Origin of the sequence: Flavobacterium psychraquaticum (genome assembly GCF_034497725.1) — a bacterium.
GTDB classification, from domain to species: Bacteria; Bacteroidota; Bacteroidia; order Flavobacteriales; family Flavobacteriaceae; genus Flavobacterium; species Flavobacterium psychraquaticum.
The window spans coordinates 39356-53771 of record NZ_JAXKVR010000021.1; the positions used below are offsets into that span (position 1 = coordinate 39356).

Annotated in this window: 16 protein-coding genes; 4 read left to right on the forward strand and 12 right to left on the reverse strand. The window is 32.7% G+C overall.

Annotation, left to right across the window (positions count from 1 at the left end):
* Positions 1 to 11 precede the first annotated feature (11 nt).
* Together rpsG and rpsL are read right to left on the reverse strand one after the other, a co-directional pair.
* Positions 12 to 488 carry a 30S ribosomal protein S7 gene (gene rpsG / locus T1L09_RS01845; RefSeq protein WP_322549236.1) on the reverse strand — a complete coding sequence of 159 codons (477 nt, stop codon included), beginning with the start codon at positions 486 to 488 and terminating at the stop codon, positions 12 to 14.
* Positions 489 to 512: 24 nt separating this feature from the next.
* Entirely contained in the window at positions 513 to 920 is a 408-nt protein-coding gene (rpsL, locus tag T1L09_RS01850; protein ID WP_322549237.1) for a 30S ribosomal protein S12, read from the reverse strand.
* 362 nt (positions 921 to 1282) lie between these two features.
* Here rpsL and T1L09_RS01855 point away from each other — a divergent pair, with 362 nt between their 5' ends.
* On the forward strand, positions 1283 to 2944 hold the full coding sequence (locus T1L09_RS01855) for a BamA/TamA family outer membrane protein (RefSeq protein ID WP_322549238.1): 1662 nt from the start codon (positions 1283 to 1285) through the stop codon (positions 2942 to 2944).
* A 51-nt stretch (positions 2945 to 2995) separates the two neighbouring features.
* Entirely contained in the window at positions 2996 to 3742 is a 747-nt protein-coding gene (rlmB, locus tag T1L09_RS01860) for a 23S rRNA (guanosine(2251)-2'-O)-methyltransferase RlmB (protein WP_322549239.1), read from the forward strand.
* A gap of 52 nt (positions 3743 to 3794) precedes the next feature.
* Here the strand turns inward: rlmB and T1L09_RS01865 are convergent, their stop codons facing one another.
* A complete protein-coding gene (locus T1L09_RS01865; RefSeq protein ID WP_322549240.1) occupies positions 3795 to 4544 on the reverse strand; it encodes a rhomboid family intramembrane serine protease in 750 nt (249 codons plus the stop codon).
* A gap of 93 nt (positions 4545 to 4637) precedes the next feature.
* Here T1L09_RS01865 and T1L09_RS01870 point away from each other — a divergent pair, with 93 nt between their 5' ends.
* On the forward strand, positions 4638 to 5915 hold the full coding sequence (locus T1L09_RS01870; protein WP_322549241.1) for a replication-associated recombination protein A: 1278 nt from the start codon (positions 4638 to 4640) through the stop codon (positions 5913 to 5915).
* A 17-nt stretch (positions 5916 to 5932) separates the two neighbouring features.
* Here the strand turns inward: T1L09_RS01870 and T1L09_RS01875 are convergent, their stop codons facing one another.
* The 7 genes from T1L09_RS01875 to radC all read right to left on the reverse strand — a co-directional run bounded on the left by T1L09_RS01875 (position 5933) and on the right by radC (position 11407).
* A complete protein-coding gene (locus T1L09_RS01875; RefSeq protein WP_322549242.1) occupies positions 5933 to 6655 on the reverse strand; it encodes a hypothetical protein in 723 nt (240 codons plus the stop codon).
* Position 6656: 1 nt separating this feature from the next.
* Positions 6657 to 7349 carry a YjjG family noncanonical pyrimidine nucleotidase gene (locus tag T1L09_RS01880; RefSeq protein ID WP_322549243.1) on the reverse strand — a complete coding sequence of 231 codons (693 nt, stop codon included), beginning with the start codon at positions 7347 to 7349 and terminating at the stop codon, positions 6657 to 6659.
* A 6-nt stretch (positions 7350 to 7355) separates the two neighbouring features.
* The gene (locus tag T1L09_RS01885; protein ID WP_322549244.1) at positions 7356 to 7847 is read right to left on the reverse strand and encodes a hypothetical protein; all 492 of its coding nucleotides are present in this window, start codon (positions 7845 to 7847) and stop codon (positions 7356 to 7358) included.
* Entirely contained in the window at positions 7840 to 9090 is a 1251-nt protein-coding gene (locus tag T1L09_RS01890) for an ABC transporter permease (protein WP_322549245.1), read from the reverse strand. Before T1L09_RS01890 ends, T1L09_RS01885 begins: the two co-directional genes overlap by 8 nt.
* Positions 9087 to 9716, reverse strand: a complete 630-nt coding sequence (locus T1L09_RS01895) for an ABC transporter ATP-binding protein (protein ID WP_322549246.1) — start codon at positions 9714 to 9716, stop codon at positions 9087 to 9089. Before T1L09_RS01895 ends, T1L09_RS01890 begins: the two co-directional genes overlap by 4 nt.
* A gap of 167 nt (positions 9717 to 9883) precedes the next feature.
* A complete protein-coding gene (locus tag T1L09_RS01900; RefSeq protein ID WP_322549247.1) occupies positions 9884 to 10549 on the reverse strand; it encodes a superoxide dismutase in 666 nt (221 codons plus the stop codon).
* A gap of 174 nt (positions 10550 to 10723) precedes the next feature.
* Positions 10724 to 11407, reverse strand: coding sequence for a RadC family protein (gene radC / locus T1L09_RS01905; protein ID WP_322549248.1), 684 nt, complete (start codon positions 11405 to 11407; stop codon positions 10724 to 10726).
* 105 nt (positions 11408 to 11512) lie between these two features.
* Between radC and T1L09_RS01910 the strand changes: the two genes are divergently transcribed.
* Positions 11513 to 12160 carry a DUF1287 domain-containing protein gene (locus T1L09_RS01910; RefSeq protein ID WP_322549249.1) on the forward strand — a complete coding sequence of 216 codons (648 nt, stop codon included), beginning with the start codon at positions 11513 to 11515 and terminating at the stop codon, positions 12158 to 12160.
* Positions 12161 to 12275: 115 nt separating this feature from the next.
* Here the strand turns inward: T1L09_RS01910 and T1L09_RS01915 are convergent, their stop codons facing one another.
* Both T1L09_RS01915 and T1L09_RS01920 read right to left on the reverse strand, forming a co-directional pair.
* Positions 12276 to 13631 carry a UDP-N-acetylmuramate--L-alanine ligase gene (locus T1L09_RS01915; RefSeq protein WP_322549250.1) on the reverse strand — a complete coding sequence of 452 codons (1356 nt, stop codon included), beginning with the start codon at positions 13629 to 13631 and terminating at the stop codon, positions 12276 to 12278.
* 73 nt (positions 13632 to 13704) lie between these two features.
* Positions 13705 to 14391 carry a tetratricopeptide repeat protein gene (locus T1L09_RS01920; RefSeq protein WP_322549251.1) on the reverse strand — a complete coding sequence of 229 codons (687 nt, stop codon included), beginning with the start codon at positions 14389 to 14391 and terminating at the stop codon, positions 13705 to 13707.
* Positions 14392 to 14416: the final 25 nt, after the last annotated feature.

The window sequence follows — 14416 nt, forward strand, 5'->3', positions numbered from 1 at the left end:
TTCTGTATGAATTAAAATCTAAAGTGAGAGAATGCTTTATTAGCATCCGCCATTTTGTGAGTATCCATTCTTTTCTTAACAGCAGCACCTTCTTCTTTAGCCGCAGCTAAGATTTCTGACGCTAATTTACCTGCCATAGATTTTTCATTTCTTCTTCTTGCATATAAAATCATCCATTTGATAGCGTAAGAAATCTTTCTATCTGGACGAATTTGCATTGGAATTTGGAATGTAGCTCCACCCACTCTACGTGAACGAACCTCTACGTGAGGCATAACATTTGTTAATGCATCTTTCCAGATTTCTAATGCAGATTTTTCTGCATCTTGCTTTTTGTTTTCTACGATTTCTAATGCATCATAAAATACTGTGAAAGCTGTTGATTTTTTACCATCCCACATTAAGTTGTTCACAAAACGTGTTACTAACTGATCGTTAAATTTTGGATCCGGTAAAAGGGGTCTTTTTTTGGCCGCTCTTTTTCTCATGTCTTTACTTTAAAAGATTTAAAATTACTTTTTCTTTCCAGTTGGTGCTGGTGCTTGTCCTGGTTTTGGACGTTTCGCCCCATACTTAGATCTACGTTGTGTTCTTCCTGCAACACCCGCAGTATCTAATGCTCCACGTACGATATGATAACGTACACCTGGTAAATCTTTTACTCTTCCACCTCTAACTAATACTATCGAGTGTTCTTGTAGATTGTGTCCTTCTCCAGGGATGTATGCATTCACCTCGTTACCGTTTGTTAAACGAACCCTAGCTACCTTTCTCATTGCTGAGTTTGGTTTCTTTGGAGTAGTTGTATAAACACGAGTACAAACACCTCTTCTTTGAGGACAAGAATCTAAAGCCACCGATTTACTCTTCTTAGTCATTTGGGTTCTCCCTAGTCTTACTAATTGTTGAATTGTTGGCATAATTAAATACTAAAAATTTTTACTGTTTAAAATTCCCGCTTTTTACGGGGTTGCAAATGTAGGAATAATATTTTATTCTACAAGCGGTATTTTAGTATTTTTTATTGTGTTGTAATTTTTATACTGTTTTGATTCGTACTCGATTACAAAAAAGAAACACAAAAAACACCTAGCCCCGATTGGCGTGAAAATCCTTTTTTATGGCTTGCAATTGCTAAAATTGCAGGCTATGAAAAAGATTGCAACAGAAAGCGGGAACAAAGATCACAAAAATGCCCGAACCATTCGCTCCTACTTCTAAAAATAATTACTAAACCAAAATCCTTGAAATATATTTTACTTTTTTTCGTTTCTTTACAGCAATGAAAGTAGTTTTTTTAGGTATCGCGTTTTTTTTCTTCCAAATAAGTTTTGGACAAAATTTCTATTTGCAAATTGACGGAAATGACGCAACAGCAACAAAAACGATAGACAGCCTTGCTTTTGAGAAAACGCATAAAACAGTGGCATTGCTTCTTGAAGAGCAAAAAAGAATGGAAACTAAATTGACCAACAACGGTTTTTTTGATTGGCGACTTTTGAAACAAGAAAAGATAAATGATAGTAGTTTTGTGTTTACTTACAACATTGGGAAACCGATAAAAAACAACACCATATATATAGGTAATCTTTCTGAAGAGGAAAAAAAGTTGTTGCAAATTGAAAAAGACACAATTCAATTATCTACTACTGCTGTTGAACGTTTTATGAAAGAGAAAATTGCCCTTTTAGAAAAGAAAGGCTATTCGCTGGCGAATTTACAATTGAGCAAGCAAAAAAAAATTGAAAATAATTTATATTCAGAATTACAGCTAAAATTAAACTCCAAGCGAAATATTGCGGATATTGTGATTGTTGGTTACGATCAATTTCCGGTTGGAATTAAAAAAGCAATTACTAAAAAAGCAAAAAAAGCGACTTTTAATCAGGATAATTTAAAACAGATTAATGATGAGTTCGATAAATTACAATTTGTAAATCAGTTGAAATATCCAGAGATTTTATTCACCACGGATTCTACTAAAATATATGTGTATTTAGAAAAATCGAAACCTAATAAGTTTGATGGTTTTATTGGATTTTCTAACGACAAGGAAAGTAAATTGGTTTTTAACGGTTATTTGGATTTGCAACTTCAGAATATATTTAATTCGGGTGAAAAGTTTAATTTGTATTGGAAAAATGACGGAAGCAAACAAACTTCGTTCAACTTAGGTACCGAATTGCCTTATTTATTTAAAAGTCCGATTGGCGTAAAAGCGAATTTGAGAATTTTTAAGCAAGATTCTACTTTTCAGAATACAATTACCGATTTGAATTTGGGCTATTACTTTTCGTATAACACCAAAGCTTATTTGGGTTATCAGAAAACGAATTCGGCGGATATTCAAAATACGAATTCCTTTAGTATTAATAATTTTACGAATACTTTTTTAACTTCAAGTTTTGAACACACGACTTTTTCAAATGCTAATTTTATTTTTCCTGAAAAAACGAAAGTAAATTTAAAATTAGGAACTGGAAATAGAACTATTGAGGCAAATAAAACTAAGCAAACCTTCGTGCAGTTAGAAATGAGCCATCATTTAGAACTCAATTCAAAGAATAGTATTTTCATCAAAAATCAATCCTATTATCTGCAAAGCGATAGTTATGTGATTAATGAATTGTATCGATTTGGAGGCATTAATTCGATCAGAGGATTTAATGAAAATAGCTTGCAAGCGAATGCTTTTAGTGGAATTATGGCGGAGTTTCGTTATTTAGTTGCATCGAATTTATACCTACATTCAATTACTGATTATGGCTATTTTCAAGACAAAACTGCTAATATAGAAGGTAAATTATTAGGTCTGGGCTTTGGTTTTGGACTTTTTACTAAAAACGGATTAGTAAACTTAATTTATGCCAACGGAAGCACGAGTGACCAAACCATAAAACTATCAAATTCAATAGTTCATATTAGTTTTAAAACGAATTTTTAATTCCCGATTAGACTATCATAAAAAACCAAACTAAAATTATATCTTTGCCGTATGGAAAAAGAGAATCAAATATTCGGGATTAGAGCAATTATTGAAGCGATTAACGCGAACAAAGAAATTGACAAAGTGTTCATTCAGAAAGATGCAGAAAGCGACTTAATGAAAGATTTGATGAAGGCAATGAAAAGAAACAATGTTAACTTTTCGTATGTTCCTGTTGAAAAACTAAACCGATTAACTCCAAATAATCATCAAGGTGCTGTAGCTACTATAGCTCCTATTTCATTTGTTTCCTTAGAAACTCTAGTTGAAGGTGCTTTAGAAGCTTCTTTAGAAAGTGGTAAAAAACCTTTATTCCTTATTTTAGACCAATTATCTGATGCACGTAATTTTGGTGCAATTATCAGAACAGCAGAATGTACTGGTGTAAGTGGAATCATAATCCAAAAACAAGGATCAGCTCCTGTAAATGGAGACACGGTAAAAACTTCGGCTGGAGCAGTTTTTAATGTGCCAATTTGTAAAGTTGATCATATTAAAGATGCCATTTTCTATTTACAAGGTTCTGGTGTTAAAACTGTTGCTGCTACTGAAAAAACGGAAAGTCATATTTACGATATTAATTTAAACGAACCTGTAGCAATTATTATGGGTAGCGAAGATCGAGGAGTAAATCCTTCTGTTTTGAAAATCGTTGATGAAAAAGCAAAATTACCAATGTTTGGAACTATTGAGTCTTTAAATGTTTCTGTAGCTTGTGGTGCGTTTTTATATGAAGCTTTGAGACAAAGAATGTAATTAAAAATAAAAAGTTCAATTTTCCGATTAATTAGGAAATTGAACTTTTGACTTACTTTTTTCCTATAAAATCGTAAATCACTTTTATAGACGAACTGAAATATTCCTTTATTATTTCTTCTGGTTTTGGTGGCGGATTAAATGCTCCTTTTTCATCAAAATTTTTCATAAACGGATCTAATTCCGGATTAAAATCTGGCTTTTGCCAATCGTAAAAAATAGAGTTTTTAAATTGAGGTGTTTTCAAAACCAAGGCTAAAGCTAATCCTACGAAAAAACCAGCAAAATGACCTTCCCAAGAAATACCTTCTTTTATATTGGGAAACATATACCACACACTTCCACCATATAACAAAACAATGGTAAATGAAAGTGCTACCAACCGGTAATATTTGGTAAAAATTCCTTTGAAGAAGATAAAACTTACCAAAGCATAAATTAATCCACTGGCACCAATGTGATAACTTGGACGGCCCAAAAGCCAAGTTCCTAATCCTGAAAATAAAATTCCCAAAAGCAACACTGCAAAGGTTTGTTCTCTGTAGAAATACCGAAGAATGGGTAATAATATAAATAAAGCAATTGAATTATTGGACAAATGTTCTAAATCACCGTGTAAGAACGGGCTAAAGAGAATTCCTTTTAATCCATAAGTTTCCCTTGGGTAAATCCCCAAATGCGATAAATTATGATTAAATTTAAGTTCGTACCAAAAAACCATCCACAATGACAATACAAACAACATCGGTAATAAAATTACAGATTTTGTATATTGAAAAGGATTATCAAGATGGTTTCTCATTTATTTGAAGGAAGATTAATACACTTTAACTCTTCAAAGATAAAGCCAAAGATTATATTATGCACATTTGTCATAAAATTGTAATTTTACAAAATGGAAGCACCGTTAGCAGAAAGAATTCGCCCACAACAACTATCAGAATATATTAGCCAATTGCATTTAGTTGGTCCAACAGGTTCGTTAACCCAGCAAATAGCAAAAGGATTGATCCCTAGCTTAATTTTATGGGGACCACCCGGAACCGGAAAGACTACTTTGGCCCAGATTATGGCGCAAGAAAGCAAGCGTCCATTTTTTCAATTGAGTGCGATTCATTCTGGTGTTAAAGATATTCGAGAAGTAATTGAAAAAGCTAAATCAAGTAGTGGATTATTTACAACTAAAAACCCAATTTTGTTCATTGATGAAATTCATCGTTTTAGTAAATCCCAACAAGATTCCTTATTAGGAGCGGTTGAAAAAGGATGGATTACATTAATTGGAGCAACTACAGAAAACCCGAGTTTCGAGGTGATTCCAGCTTTGTTGTCAAGATGTCAGGTGTACGTTTTAAATCCATTTACAAAGGAAGATTTAGAAGCTTTATTGCATCGAGCGATTGCAACTGATGCGGATCTTCGAAATAAAAACATCATTTTAAAAGAAACCGAAGCTTTAATGCGTCTTTCAGGTGGCGATGGCCGAAAATTATTGAATATTTTCGAATTAGTCATTAATGCTACCGATGGAGAAACCATTGAAATCACCAATGAAAGAGTAATGGCGTTAGTTCAAAAAAACACCGTTTTGTACGACAAAACAGGTGAGCAACACTATGATATTGTTTCGGCTTTTATAAAATCGATTCGAGGGAGCGATCCAAACGGAGCCGTTTATTGGTTAGCCCGAATGATCGAAGGTGGTGAAGACGTAAAGTTTATTGCCCGAAGAATGTTAATCTTATCTAGTGAAGACATAGGCAACGCGAATCCAACAGCTTTGATTATGGCAAATAACACTTTCCAAGCGGTAACTACAATTGGTTATCCTGAAAGTAGAATTCTACTAAGTCAGTGTGCGATTTATTTGGCGACTTCTGCAAAAAGTAATGCGAGTTATATGGCCATTGGAAAAGCCCAACAAATGGTAAAACAAACTGGTGATTTACCAGTTCCAATTCATTTAAGAAATGCACCGACTAAATTAATGAAGGAATTAGGCTATGGTGACGAATATAAATATTCACACGATTTTCCAAATAACTTTGCCGAACAAGAGTTTTTACCAACCGAAATTTCTGCAACTAAATTCTTTGAACCTGGCGAAAATGCTCGTGAAAAAGAATTGCGTCAATTCTTAAAAAACAGATGGAAAGACCGTTATGATTATTAGTATACAGAATGAAAATATTAAAACTTTACGTTTAATTTTTCGGAAACTAATTTATCATTTTCGTAATATTCAAAAAACCAACTAGTATTTTTCTTAATTAAAACGCCAAATGTAGATTTTTTTTGCGCTATAAATATATATTCATCAGTAGTTTTATTTAAAATAAAAATGATTTCAGGTTTATCATTAACTAATTTATACCCTGTAGAAGTAGGAATTATAAAAAGACTATCATCATTAACTGTATTGGCTACAACTGTAGCACTTTTTTTAGTCAATATTACTTTCAAAGAATCTGATAATTCATTATCATTTAAAGTATTTTTTTTAAAATTAATTTTACCTTTCAAAGAAGACAATGACTCCTTAAAAGATTCATTATAAGCTTTTTGAAAATTTTTTTCTCTACTTGTACCTATTTCACTTTTTATCATTAGCGTATTTCTACAATCCTTTACTTCGAAATAAATTTTGGTAACAAAAATCTTACTATCTTCAATCGCATCAATATATAATGCTTGACACCTATTCTCTGACAGTTCAACAGGAAGCTCGTCATCACTATAAAAAACTTCGTAACCTTCATTTACAAAAAATGATCTAGTAATTTCATTTAAACTATATTCATTAGCATTCTTAAAAAAATTAAATTTTTTGGGAATAACAATATACTTATAATTCTCTTGTGAAAAAGTAAAAGTAAAACTTACTAAAAGTATTAAAAGCGCTAATTTTTTCATGTTAAAGTATGTTTTTTAATTTTAATAAATGATTAATCTGTAGCACATCCTTCTCAACTTCAAGGTTTTGTTCGTTGAAAAATATCGCTTCTATTCCAGCTTCTTGTGCGCCAATAATGTCTGCTTCATAACTATCACCTATCATTAGGCTTTCCATTTTTGAAGCTTTTGCCAAAGATAATGCAAATTCAAAGATATTTCGATGCGGTTTTTTAGCACACGCTATTTCTGAATTCGTAATGGTGTCAAAATATTGTTCGAGATTGGAGTTTTTTAATTTTCTGGATTGTACCGAAGCGAATCCGTTGGTAATAATATGTAGATTGTAATTTGGTTTCAGGTAATCTAACAACTCAATTGCACCATCAAATAAATGATTGAACTTGGGTAAATAATTAATATACGCCTCCGAAATATTTTGAATATCAGCATCCGAAACTTCAAACTTTAAGACATCAAAAACATCTTTCAAACGATAATAACGTAAATCTTCGTGCGAAATTTGATTGAATTGGTACAATTTCCAATAGTGATGGTTTCTGGGAATATAAACCTCCAAAAAATCATTTAAATTGATTTCGTACCCTTGCTCTTTAAAAATAGAATCAAATGCAAAACTAGAATTTTTATCAAAATCCCACAGCGTATGATCTAGATCAAAAAATAGGTGTTTTTTATGTTTAAAATCTTGCAAGTTTATTTATATTTTAGAAACAATTTCGGCATTCTCGATGTTGTAAATCCAGTCGTCAACATCGCTTTCATTTACTTTAAAAGTTCCTTTAATCGTTAAATATGTATCCGTTTTCAATTTTGGAAAACCTCCTTTAAATTTTAATCCTGTAATTGTTTCTGGTCCTGATTTCCCACAGAAAAAGCAAGATGCAAATACGTTTTTGCTCAACGCATAATTTTTAGAATCGATAGGTACAATAAAACCAGTTAAATAAACGGTTTTATTGTGGTATTGTTTTAATTTTATATTCACTTGTGGAAATTCCACCTCACCATAAGTAGCGTGTTTTTTGCGAATAAATTTAATGTCTCCTAATAATTTCCAAGTTAAAGTATCCGCAGCAATTGCAGCCGAAGTTGAGGAAACTGTCGTTTTTTCCGAATTTGAATTTTTCTGAAAACTCATTAAAGAAATAAATACGACTAAAGCTAAAACTACTTTTAAATAATTACGCATTGGCTAATGTTTTTGAAATGTTTAAATTATATGCTTTTATAGCAGGAATTAAAGCTGCAATAAAGCCTACAAATATACTTAGTAAAAATAATGTTCCTTCCTTTTCCCAAAGAAATTCATACGGATTAAAGCTCATTTTAAAATCAGCTTCGGAGGATTTCGATAATAAGCTTATGGCAACTCTTCCCAAAACTGTGCCAAAAACGTATCCCACAACACAAAGCAAAATACTTTCAATCATTACGACTTTCAGCAGCTGTAATCGCTTGGCTCCGTTGACACGCATTAAAGCAAATTCGTTTTTTCGTTCCTTTAGGGTATTGTATAAAGCAATAAAAATGGAGATTCCTGAAATTAACATAATTCCATAAGCTAAATATTGCAAAGCAGTAATTCCTATACCGAATAAACCAAACAATCTATTTACTTCGAAAGCAGGAGAAACTGCTTGCATTTTTGTATTTTGAGGTACAATTCTTTGCCAAGTTAATTTTGCCATTTGATTGCGAAGCTTCAATAAAACTGCGGTTATTTCCATATTTGGTTCGTCCAAAGTCAAATCAGTACTATGCGGCTCTTCTGCATCAACATGCACGTGACCTTCTTCTCCGTGCGCGGGATTTTCTTCGTGAATGTGATGCATTTGCCAAACGCTTGGAATTGTACATAAGATTAAATTATCTACCACTTTTCCCGTTGGTTTTGCAATTCCTACAATTTTATAGGCAAAATTATCGTGCACTTCACCTTCTTCAGCATCGCCGTGAGAACCGAAAAACTCATCTCCAATCTTAAAATTTAATTTTTGAGCAATATCGCTTCCAATTACAACTTCAAAATTATTTTTAAACATTTTCCCTTCGGCTAACGTTGCTTTATATTTTCCTAAGTAATCAGGAGTAGTTCCTAAAATTTTATAACCGCGATAATTGTCTCCAAAAGCTAATGGAATTGCCTTCTCCACAAACGGATTTTGCATCCAAACCTTGGCAGAATCGTAATTGATGTTTCCTGTTGGTGCATCGACCTGATAAACCGAAGATAAAATTAATTGCAAGGGACTTCCTTGTGCTCCCAAAACCAAATCGACATCTTCAATATTACTCGAAAATTTTTCTTCAAACTGTTTTTCTACTAAAATCAAAGTAGTAATAATGGCAACACTAGAGGTTAACAAAACAATACTCAAGATGGTATTTAAAGGTTTGAACAAAATATTTCTCCACGCTAATTTTGCGATCATACTAAAGTAATTTTATTGGTAAACTTTTCTTTAATTCGGCTATCGTGCGTTACAATTAACAAAGCTGCTTTATATTCTTTAGACAAAAAAGTAAGCAATTCAATTACTTTCTCTGCATTTTTATCGTCTAAACTTGATGTTGGCTCGTCTGCTAATAAGACTTTTGGCTCGTTCATTAATGCGCGAGCAATAGAAACTCTCTGTTGTTGTCCAATACTCAATTGCGAAGGCAATTTCGGACATTGATTTTCAATACCTAATTGTTGCAACAATTTCTTAGCACGATCGGTATTCTTTTTACCGGTTGCTAACCAACTAGCCATCTCTAAATTTTCTAAAATTGTTAGCGCTGCAATAAAGTATGATTTTTGAAAAACCACGCCAATATTCTTTCCTCTAAATTTATCTGTTTCTTTTTCGGAAAGCGCTAAAACATCCGTTGTATCGATTTGAATTTCACCCGATTTTGGTTTTAACAATCCAGCTAAAATATGCAAATAAGTTGTTTTTCCTCTTCCCGAATCTCCTGTAATTAGAAGTGTATTTCCCGCTTCGCAATGCAAATCAGGAAAAATAAACTCTTGTTCCTTTAAATAGGAGAATTTTATGTTTTTAGTATTAATCATTATCATTAATAGCTTTTGTTCAGCAGCGCAAGATAATAAAATAGAAAGTAAAATTTCTTAAAGAAAATCTAATAAAAAGCCCTGCATTTTTCAATACAAGGCTTTTTTACTTCTAAAATCATAAACGTATAAAAGTTTAATATAGGTCAAAGATTTGAAACAGTCAGCTATTTCTTAGCTTCTTTGTAACGTTTACTGACCTCTACCCAATTAACAACACTCCATAAAGCCGCTAAATAGTCACCTCTTTTGTTTTGGTATTTTAAGTAATATGCGTGTTCCCAAACGTCAATTGCAAAAATCGGTGTTCCTTTTACTTCTGCATTATCCATCATTGGATTATCTTGATTTGGAGTTGAACTCACTACTAACTTCCCTTCTTTTGTGACTACAAGCCAAGCCCATCCAGAACCGAAACGACTAGCTCCAGCTGCATTTAGTTTTTCTTTTAAACCTTCTACATTTCCAAAAGTCTCGTTTACTGCTTTTTCTAGTTCGGCAGACATTTTGGTGTTTTTATCTGGTGTTAAAACCGACCAAAACAACTCGTGATTGTAATGACCACCTGCATTGTTTCTAACAGCGGTACTCATCGTAGAGACTTTAGCTAAAATTTCATTTAGACTTAATTTTTCATCACCTGTACCTGCTAAAGCCGCGTTTAAATTTTTTACATAACCTGCATGATGTTTGCTGAAGTGAATTTCCATTGTCTGTGCATCTACGAAAGGCTCCAAAGCATTATATGCATAAGGCAAGGCTTTTTGTGTAAACTGAGAAAATGCAGTAGTTGATAATAAAACTGCAACTATTACTAATTTTATATTTTTCATAATATTTAATTTGTGCTAAAATACGGCTTATCCTTTAGAAAAAAAACTCGCAAATCTTAAAATTTGCATAATTATCTGTTCTTGTGGAATTTTAACTTGACGTTGGGTGCATTTAAAAATTTTATTGTACCTATCTAAGCTCATAAAAAACTATATGGTTTTGTGCTTAAAAAATCAAAAAATACTTTCATCTTGAAAACTAAAATACCCATTTTCTGTAATTATTATATGATCTAAAACTTGAATTTCTAGTGTTTTTCCGGCCTCTTTTATCCTTTTGGTGATTTGTAAATCTGCATCGCTGGCCATTAATTTTCCTGACGGATGGTTGTGCGTCAGAATAATAGCCGTAGCATTTTGTTCGAAAGCCATTTTGAAGATTATTCGAATATCTACAACTGTTCCTGTAATTCCTCCTTTTGACAATTGCGCTTTATAAATTACTTTATTAGAATTATTGAGGTATAAAACCCAAAATTCTTCGTGTGGCAATTCGCCAATTATAGGTTGCATAATATCAAAAACAGCTTTACTGGAAGTGATTTTCTTAAGTTCAACTGCTTCTTCGCTTCTTCTTCGTCTTCCTAATTCTAATGCTGCGGCAATGGAAATTGCTTTTGCTTCGCCAATTCCTTTGAATTGTATAAGTTGCGCAATAGACATTTTTCCTAAAGTGGAAAGATTATTTTCGGATGCTGCCAAAATGCGTTGGCACAATTGCACTGCGCTTTCGTTTCGAGAGCCGGAACCAATAAGAATAGCTAATAATTCGGAATCGGATAAGGAAGATTTTCCTTTGAGAAGAAATTTTTCACGTGGGCGATCGTCTTCAGCCCATTGGTTGATTGGCGTATACATAAAATTTATTTTGGCGTTTAGAATAACAAATTAAATCATTTTTTTAATAGTCTCAAAATAAATAGCTTACAATTTACGTTTGAATTGTCTCAAACCACATATTTTATGATAAAATATATTGCATTAGCTATTTTTTCCATTTCTTCCGTTACTTGTCAAGAAAGCAAAACGAAAACTGTTGCTAATATTGCTTCTAATTTGAAAATCGAGAATAAACGCTTAGAAAATCCTACAGATTTTTATCAAAAATTATCCAATGCTGCACTTTCGATAATTGATCCTGATGTGGTTTATACATCGTCTTATGTTGCAATAAACTATCCGAATGGCGATGTCCCTGCAAAAACGGGCGTTTGTACGGATGTAATCATTCGAGTTTATCGAAACTTGGGAATTGACTTGCAAAAAGAAGTTCATCAAGATATGAAGACGAATTTCTATTTGTATCCAAAAACTTGGGGATTGAAAAGTACCGATAAAAACATCGACCACAGAAGAGTGCCGAATTTAGAAGTGTTTTTTGATCGAAAAGGAGAAAAACTAAAAGTCACTGAAAATGCTTCCGATTATAAAACAGGTGATTTAGTAACTTGGATGATAAATGGAAAAATGCCACATATTGGAATTGTAACTCATAAAAAATCCGCCGATGGAAAACGGAATTTAATTGTGCACAATGTTGGAGGTGGACAAGTTTTAGAAGATTGCTTATTTAGTTGGGAAATTGTAGGGCATTTTAGATACGAGAAATAACAGCTTGATTTTTAAATATTTAGCCTTATAGATTCATATCAATATGTACTAATTTGAGAAGTTGAAATGAATTCAGCTTCTCAAAACAGCATTTTTTTATCTGAAAATCAAATTTCTAATTAACCAACCCTTTCACTTCATCAAAATCCAATCCGCCATAATTACCAGAACTCATCAACAATAAAGCTGAGTTATCTAAATTTTGAGCAAATAAAAAGTCTCTAAACGCTTTTGGATTGGTATAAATAATTAAGTTTTCTTTTTGGAAAGATTGTGCAATTTGATCGTAAGTTACTTCTTCCAACCGTTTTATTTTTACGGCATCTGGCGAATAGAAAACCACTGCTACATCTGCTGCGTCAAGTGCACCTTGGTATTCTTTTAAGAATTCGGCATTCAAACTACTGTAAGTATGCAATTCTAAACAAGCCACTAATTTTCTATTCGGATATTGTGCTTTCACCGCTTTTGTAGTTGCTGAAACTTTACTTGGCGAATGTGCAAAATCTTTATAAGCTACCTTATCGTTGCTTTCTGCAATTTTTTCCAATCGTTTTGAAGCCCCTTTAAAAGTGGCAATTGCTTCATAGAAATCAGCTTCGTCTACTCCCATATTTTGACAAATCCATTTGGCACCAGCTAAATTACTAAGGTTATGCGCTCCAAAAACTTCAATTGGCATTGGTCCTTCTGGTGTATCTAAAAGTGTGATTCCGTTTTCTACTGAATAACTGGGCGTTTGATATGCGATTTTTCGAATTGGATTTTCTGAATTTTCAGCCACATTTTTCACAACTTCGTCTTCTTCATTGTAGATTAAAATGCCGCCTCGAGCGATTTGATTCGTAAAAATACTGAATTGCTCCACATAGTTATCAAACGTAGGAAACACATTAATATGATCCCAAGCAATTCCTGAAATCAAAGCAATATTTGGATGATAAAGATGGAATTTCGGACGCAAATCAATTGGAGAAGTCAAATATTCGTCACCTTCTAAAACGATAAAATCGTTATCTTCAGTGAGATGAACCATCGTATCAAAACCTTCTAATTGCGCACCAACCATATAATCGACTTCGATATTATGATAATGCATAACGTGTAAAATCATTGAAGTAATCGTGGTTTTTCCGTGCGAACCACCAATGACAACTCTGGTTTTATTTTTCGATTGTTCGAACAAAAATTCAGGATAGGAATAAATTTTCAATCCTAATTCTTGTGCTTTTAATAATTCTGGATTATCTGCTTTAGCGTGCATTCCTAAAATAACTGCTTCAATATCAGTAGTTATTTTTTCAGGAAACCAACCTTCTTCAATTGGCAACAAGCCTTTTTTCGCTAAACGTGACTTTGAGGGTTCAAAAATTGCATCGTCGCTTCCTGTTACTTGATATCCTTTATTATGTAATGCTAATGCTAGATTGTGCATTGCAGCACCGCCAATAGCTATAAAATGTGTTCTCATTTTTTATGTTTAAAAGTTCGTAAGTTTAAAAGATTAAGAGGCGTAGGTTTCGCAAAACCTTATAAACTTTGACCTATTCTTTGAATTCTTGTTTTAACTTATTCGCTTTTGTTTTGTCTTTTAACTTATTCAAATATAAATCATATAATTTTTCAAAAGTAGTATTTGAATTGCCAATTTCGTGTGCTTTCTTGTAATTGCTCTCGGCTTTTGTATAGCGACTAAAATAGACATCAATATAACCTTTAGCTAAATAACCATCTACTTTTGAAAGCGCCATTAATTCAGCGGCATAGCGCTGTGATTTCTTTTCGCTTCCGCCAATAATACCCGGAAGTTCAACATATAACATCACTAATGCCCAGCGTGCTTCTATGTGATTTTCATCTAATTTTGCTGCAGTTAAAAAAGATTCTTCCACTTCATCAATCATTCCTAATGCTTTAAATTTATTCGATTCTTTAGCTTTCATTCCCATTGCGCCACCATATTTGTACCAATATGTTGCATTTGTGGGAAATGACGATTTCAACTTTTTATAATACAAAATGGCTTCATCCCAGTTTTTCTGAATTCCTGCGATATCACCTAAATATTCAATCGTTTTTGAATGATTGGGTTGCGATTTTAAAATTTCTTGAAATTCTTTTTCAGCTCCAATATATTTCTTTTGCGCATAGAGTTTTTCACCTTTCTCAAAATGAGATTGGGACAGCAAAAATATCGGCCATAAAAGAAAAAGTAAATGGATAAATTTCATTCTCCAAAAATAGTGAAATGATTTT

Excerpts from the sequence above, each read along its gene's own strand:
- T1L09_RS01875 (WP_322549242.1), bottom strand. The coding sequence starts at position 6,655 with ATGAAAAAATTAGCGCTTTTAATACTTTTAGTAAGTTTTACTTTTACT.
- rpsL (WP_322549237.1), bottom strand. The coding sequence starts at position 920 with ATGCCAACAATTCAACAATTAGTAAGACTAGGGAGAACCCAAATGACT.
- rpsG (WP_322549236.1), bottom strand. The coding sequence starts at position 488 with ATGAGAAAAAGAGCGGCCAAAAAAAGACCCCTTTTACCGGATCCAAAA.
- T1L09_RS01885 (WP_322549244.1), bottom strand. The coding sequence starts at position 7,847 with ATGCGTAATTATTTAAAAGTAGTTTTAGCTTTAGTCGTATTTATTTCT.
- radC (WP_322549248.1), bottom strand. The coding sequence starts at position 11,407 with ATGTATACGCCAATCAACCAATGGGCTGAAGACGATCGCCCACGTGAA.
- T1L09_RS01855 (WP_322549238.1), top strand. The coding sequence starts at position 1,283 with ATGAAAGTAGTTTTTTTAGGTATCGCGTTTTTTTTCTTCCAAATAAGT.
- T1L09_RS01900 (WP_322549247.1), bottom strand. The coding sequence starts at position 10,549 with ATGAAAAATATAAAATTAGTAATAGTTGCAGTTTTATTATCAACTACT.
- T1L09_RS01910 (WP_322549249.1), top strand. The coding sequence starts at position 11,513 with ATGATAAAATATATTGCATTAGCTATTTTTTCCATTTCTTCCGTTACT.
- rlmB (WP_322549239.1), top strand. The coding sequence starts at position 2,996 with ATGGAAAAAGAGAATCAAATATTCGGGATTAGAGCAATTATTGAAGCG.
- T1L09_RS01890 (WP_322549245.1), bottom strand. The coding sequence starts at position 9,090 with ATGATCGCAAAATTAGCGTGGAGAAATATTTTGTTCAAACCTTTAAAT.
- T1L09_RS01870 (WP_322549241.1), top strand. The coding sequence starts at position 4,638 with ATGGAAGCACCGTTAGCAGAAAGAATTCGCCCACAACAACTATCAGAA.
- T1L09_RS01915 (WP_322549250.1), bottom strand. The coding sequence starts at position 13,631 with ATGAGAACACATTTTATAGCTATTGGCGGTGCTGCAATGCACAATCTA.
- T1L09_RS01865 (WP_322549240.1), bottom strand. The coding sequence starts at position 4,544 with ATGAGAAACCATCTTGATAATCCTTTTCAATATACAAAATCTGTAATT.
- T1L09_RS01895 (WP_322549246.1), bottom strand. The coding sequence starts at position 9,716 with ATGATTAATACTAAAAACATAAAATTCTCCTATTTAAAGGAACAAGAG.
- T1L09_RS01920 (WP_322549251.1), bottom strand. The coding sequence starts at position 14,391 with ATGAAATTTATCCATTTACTTTTTCTTTTATGGCCGATATTTTTGCTG.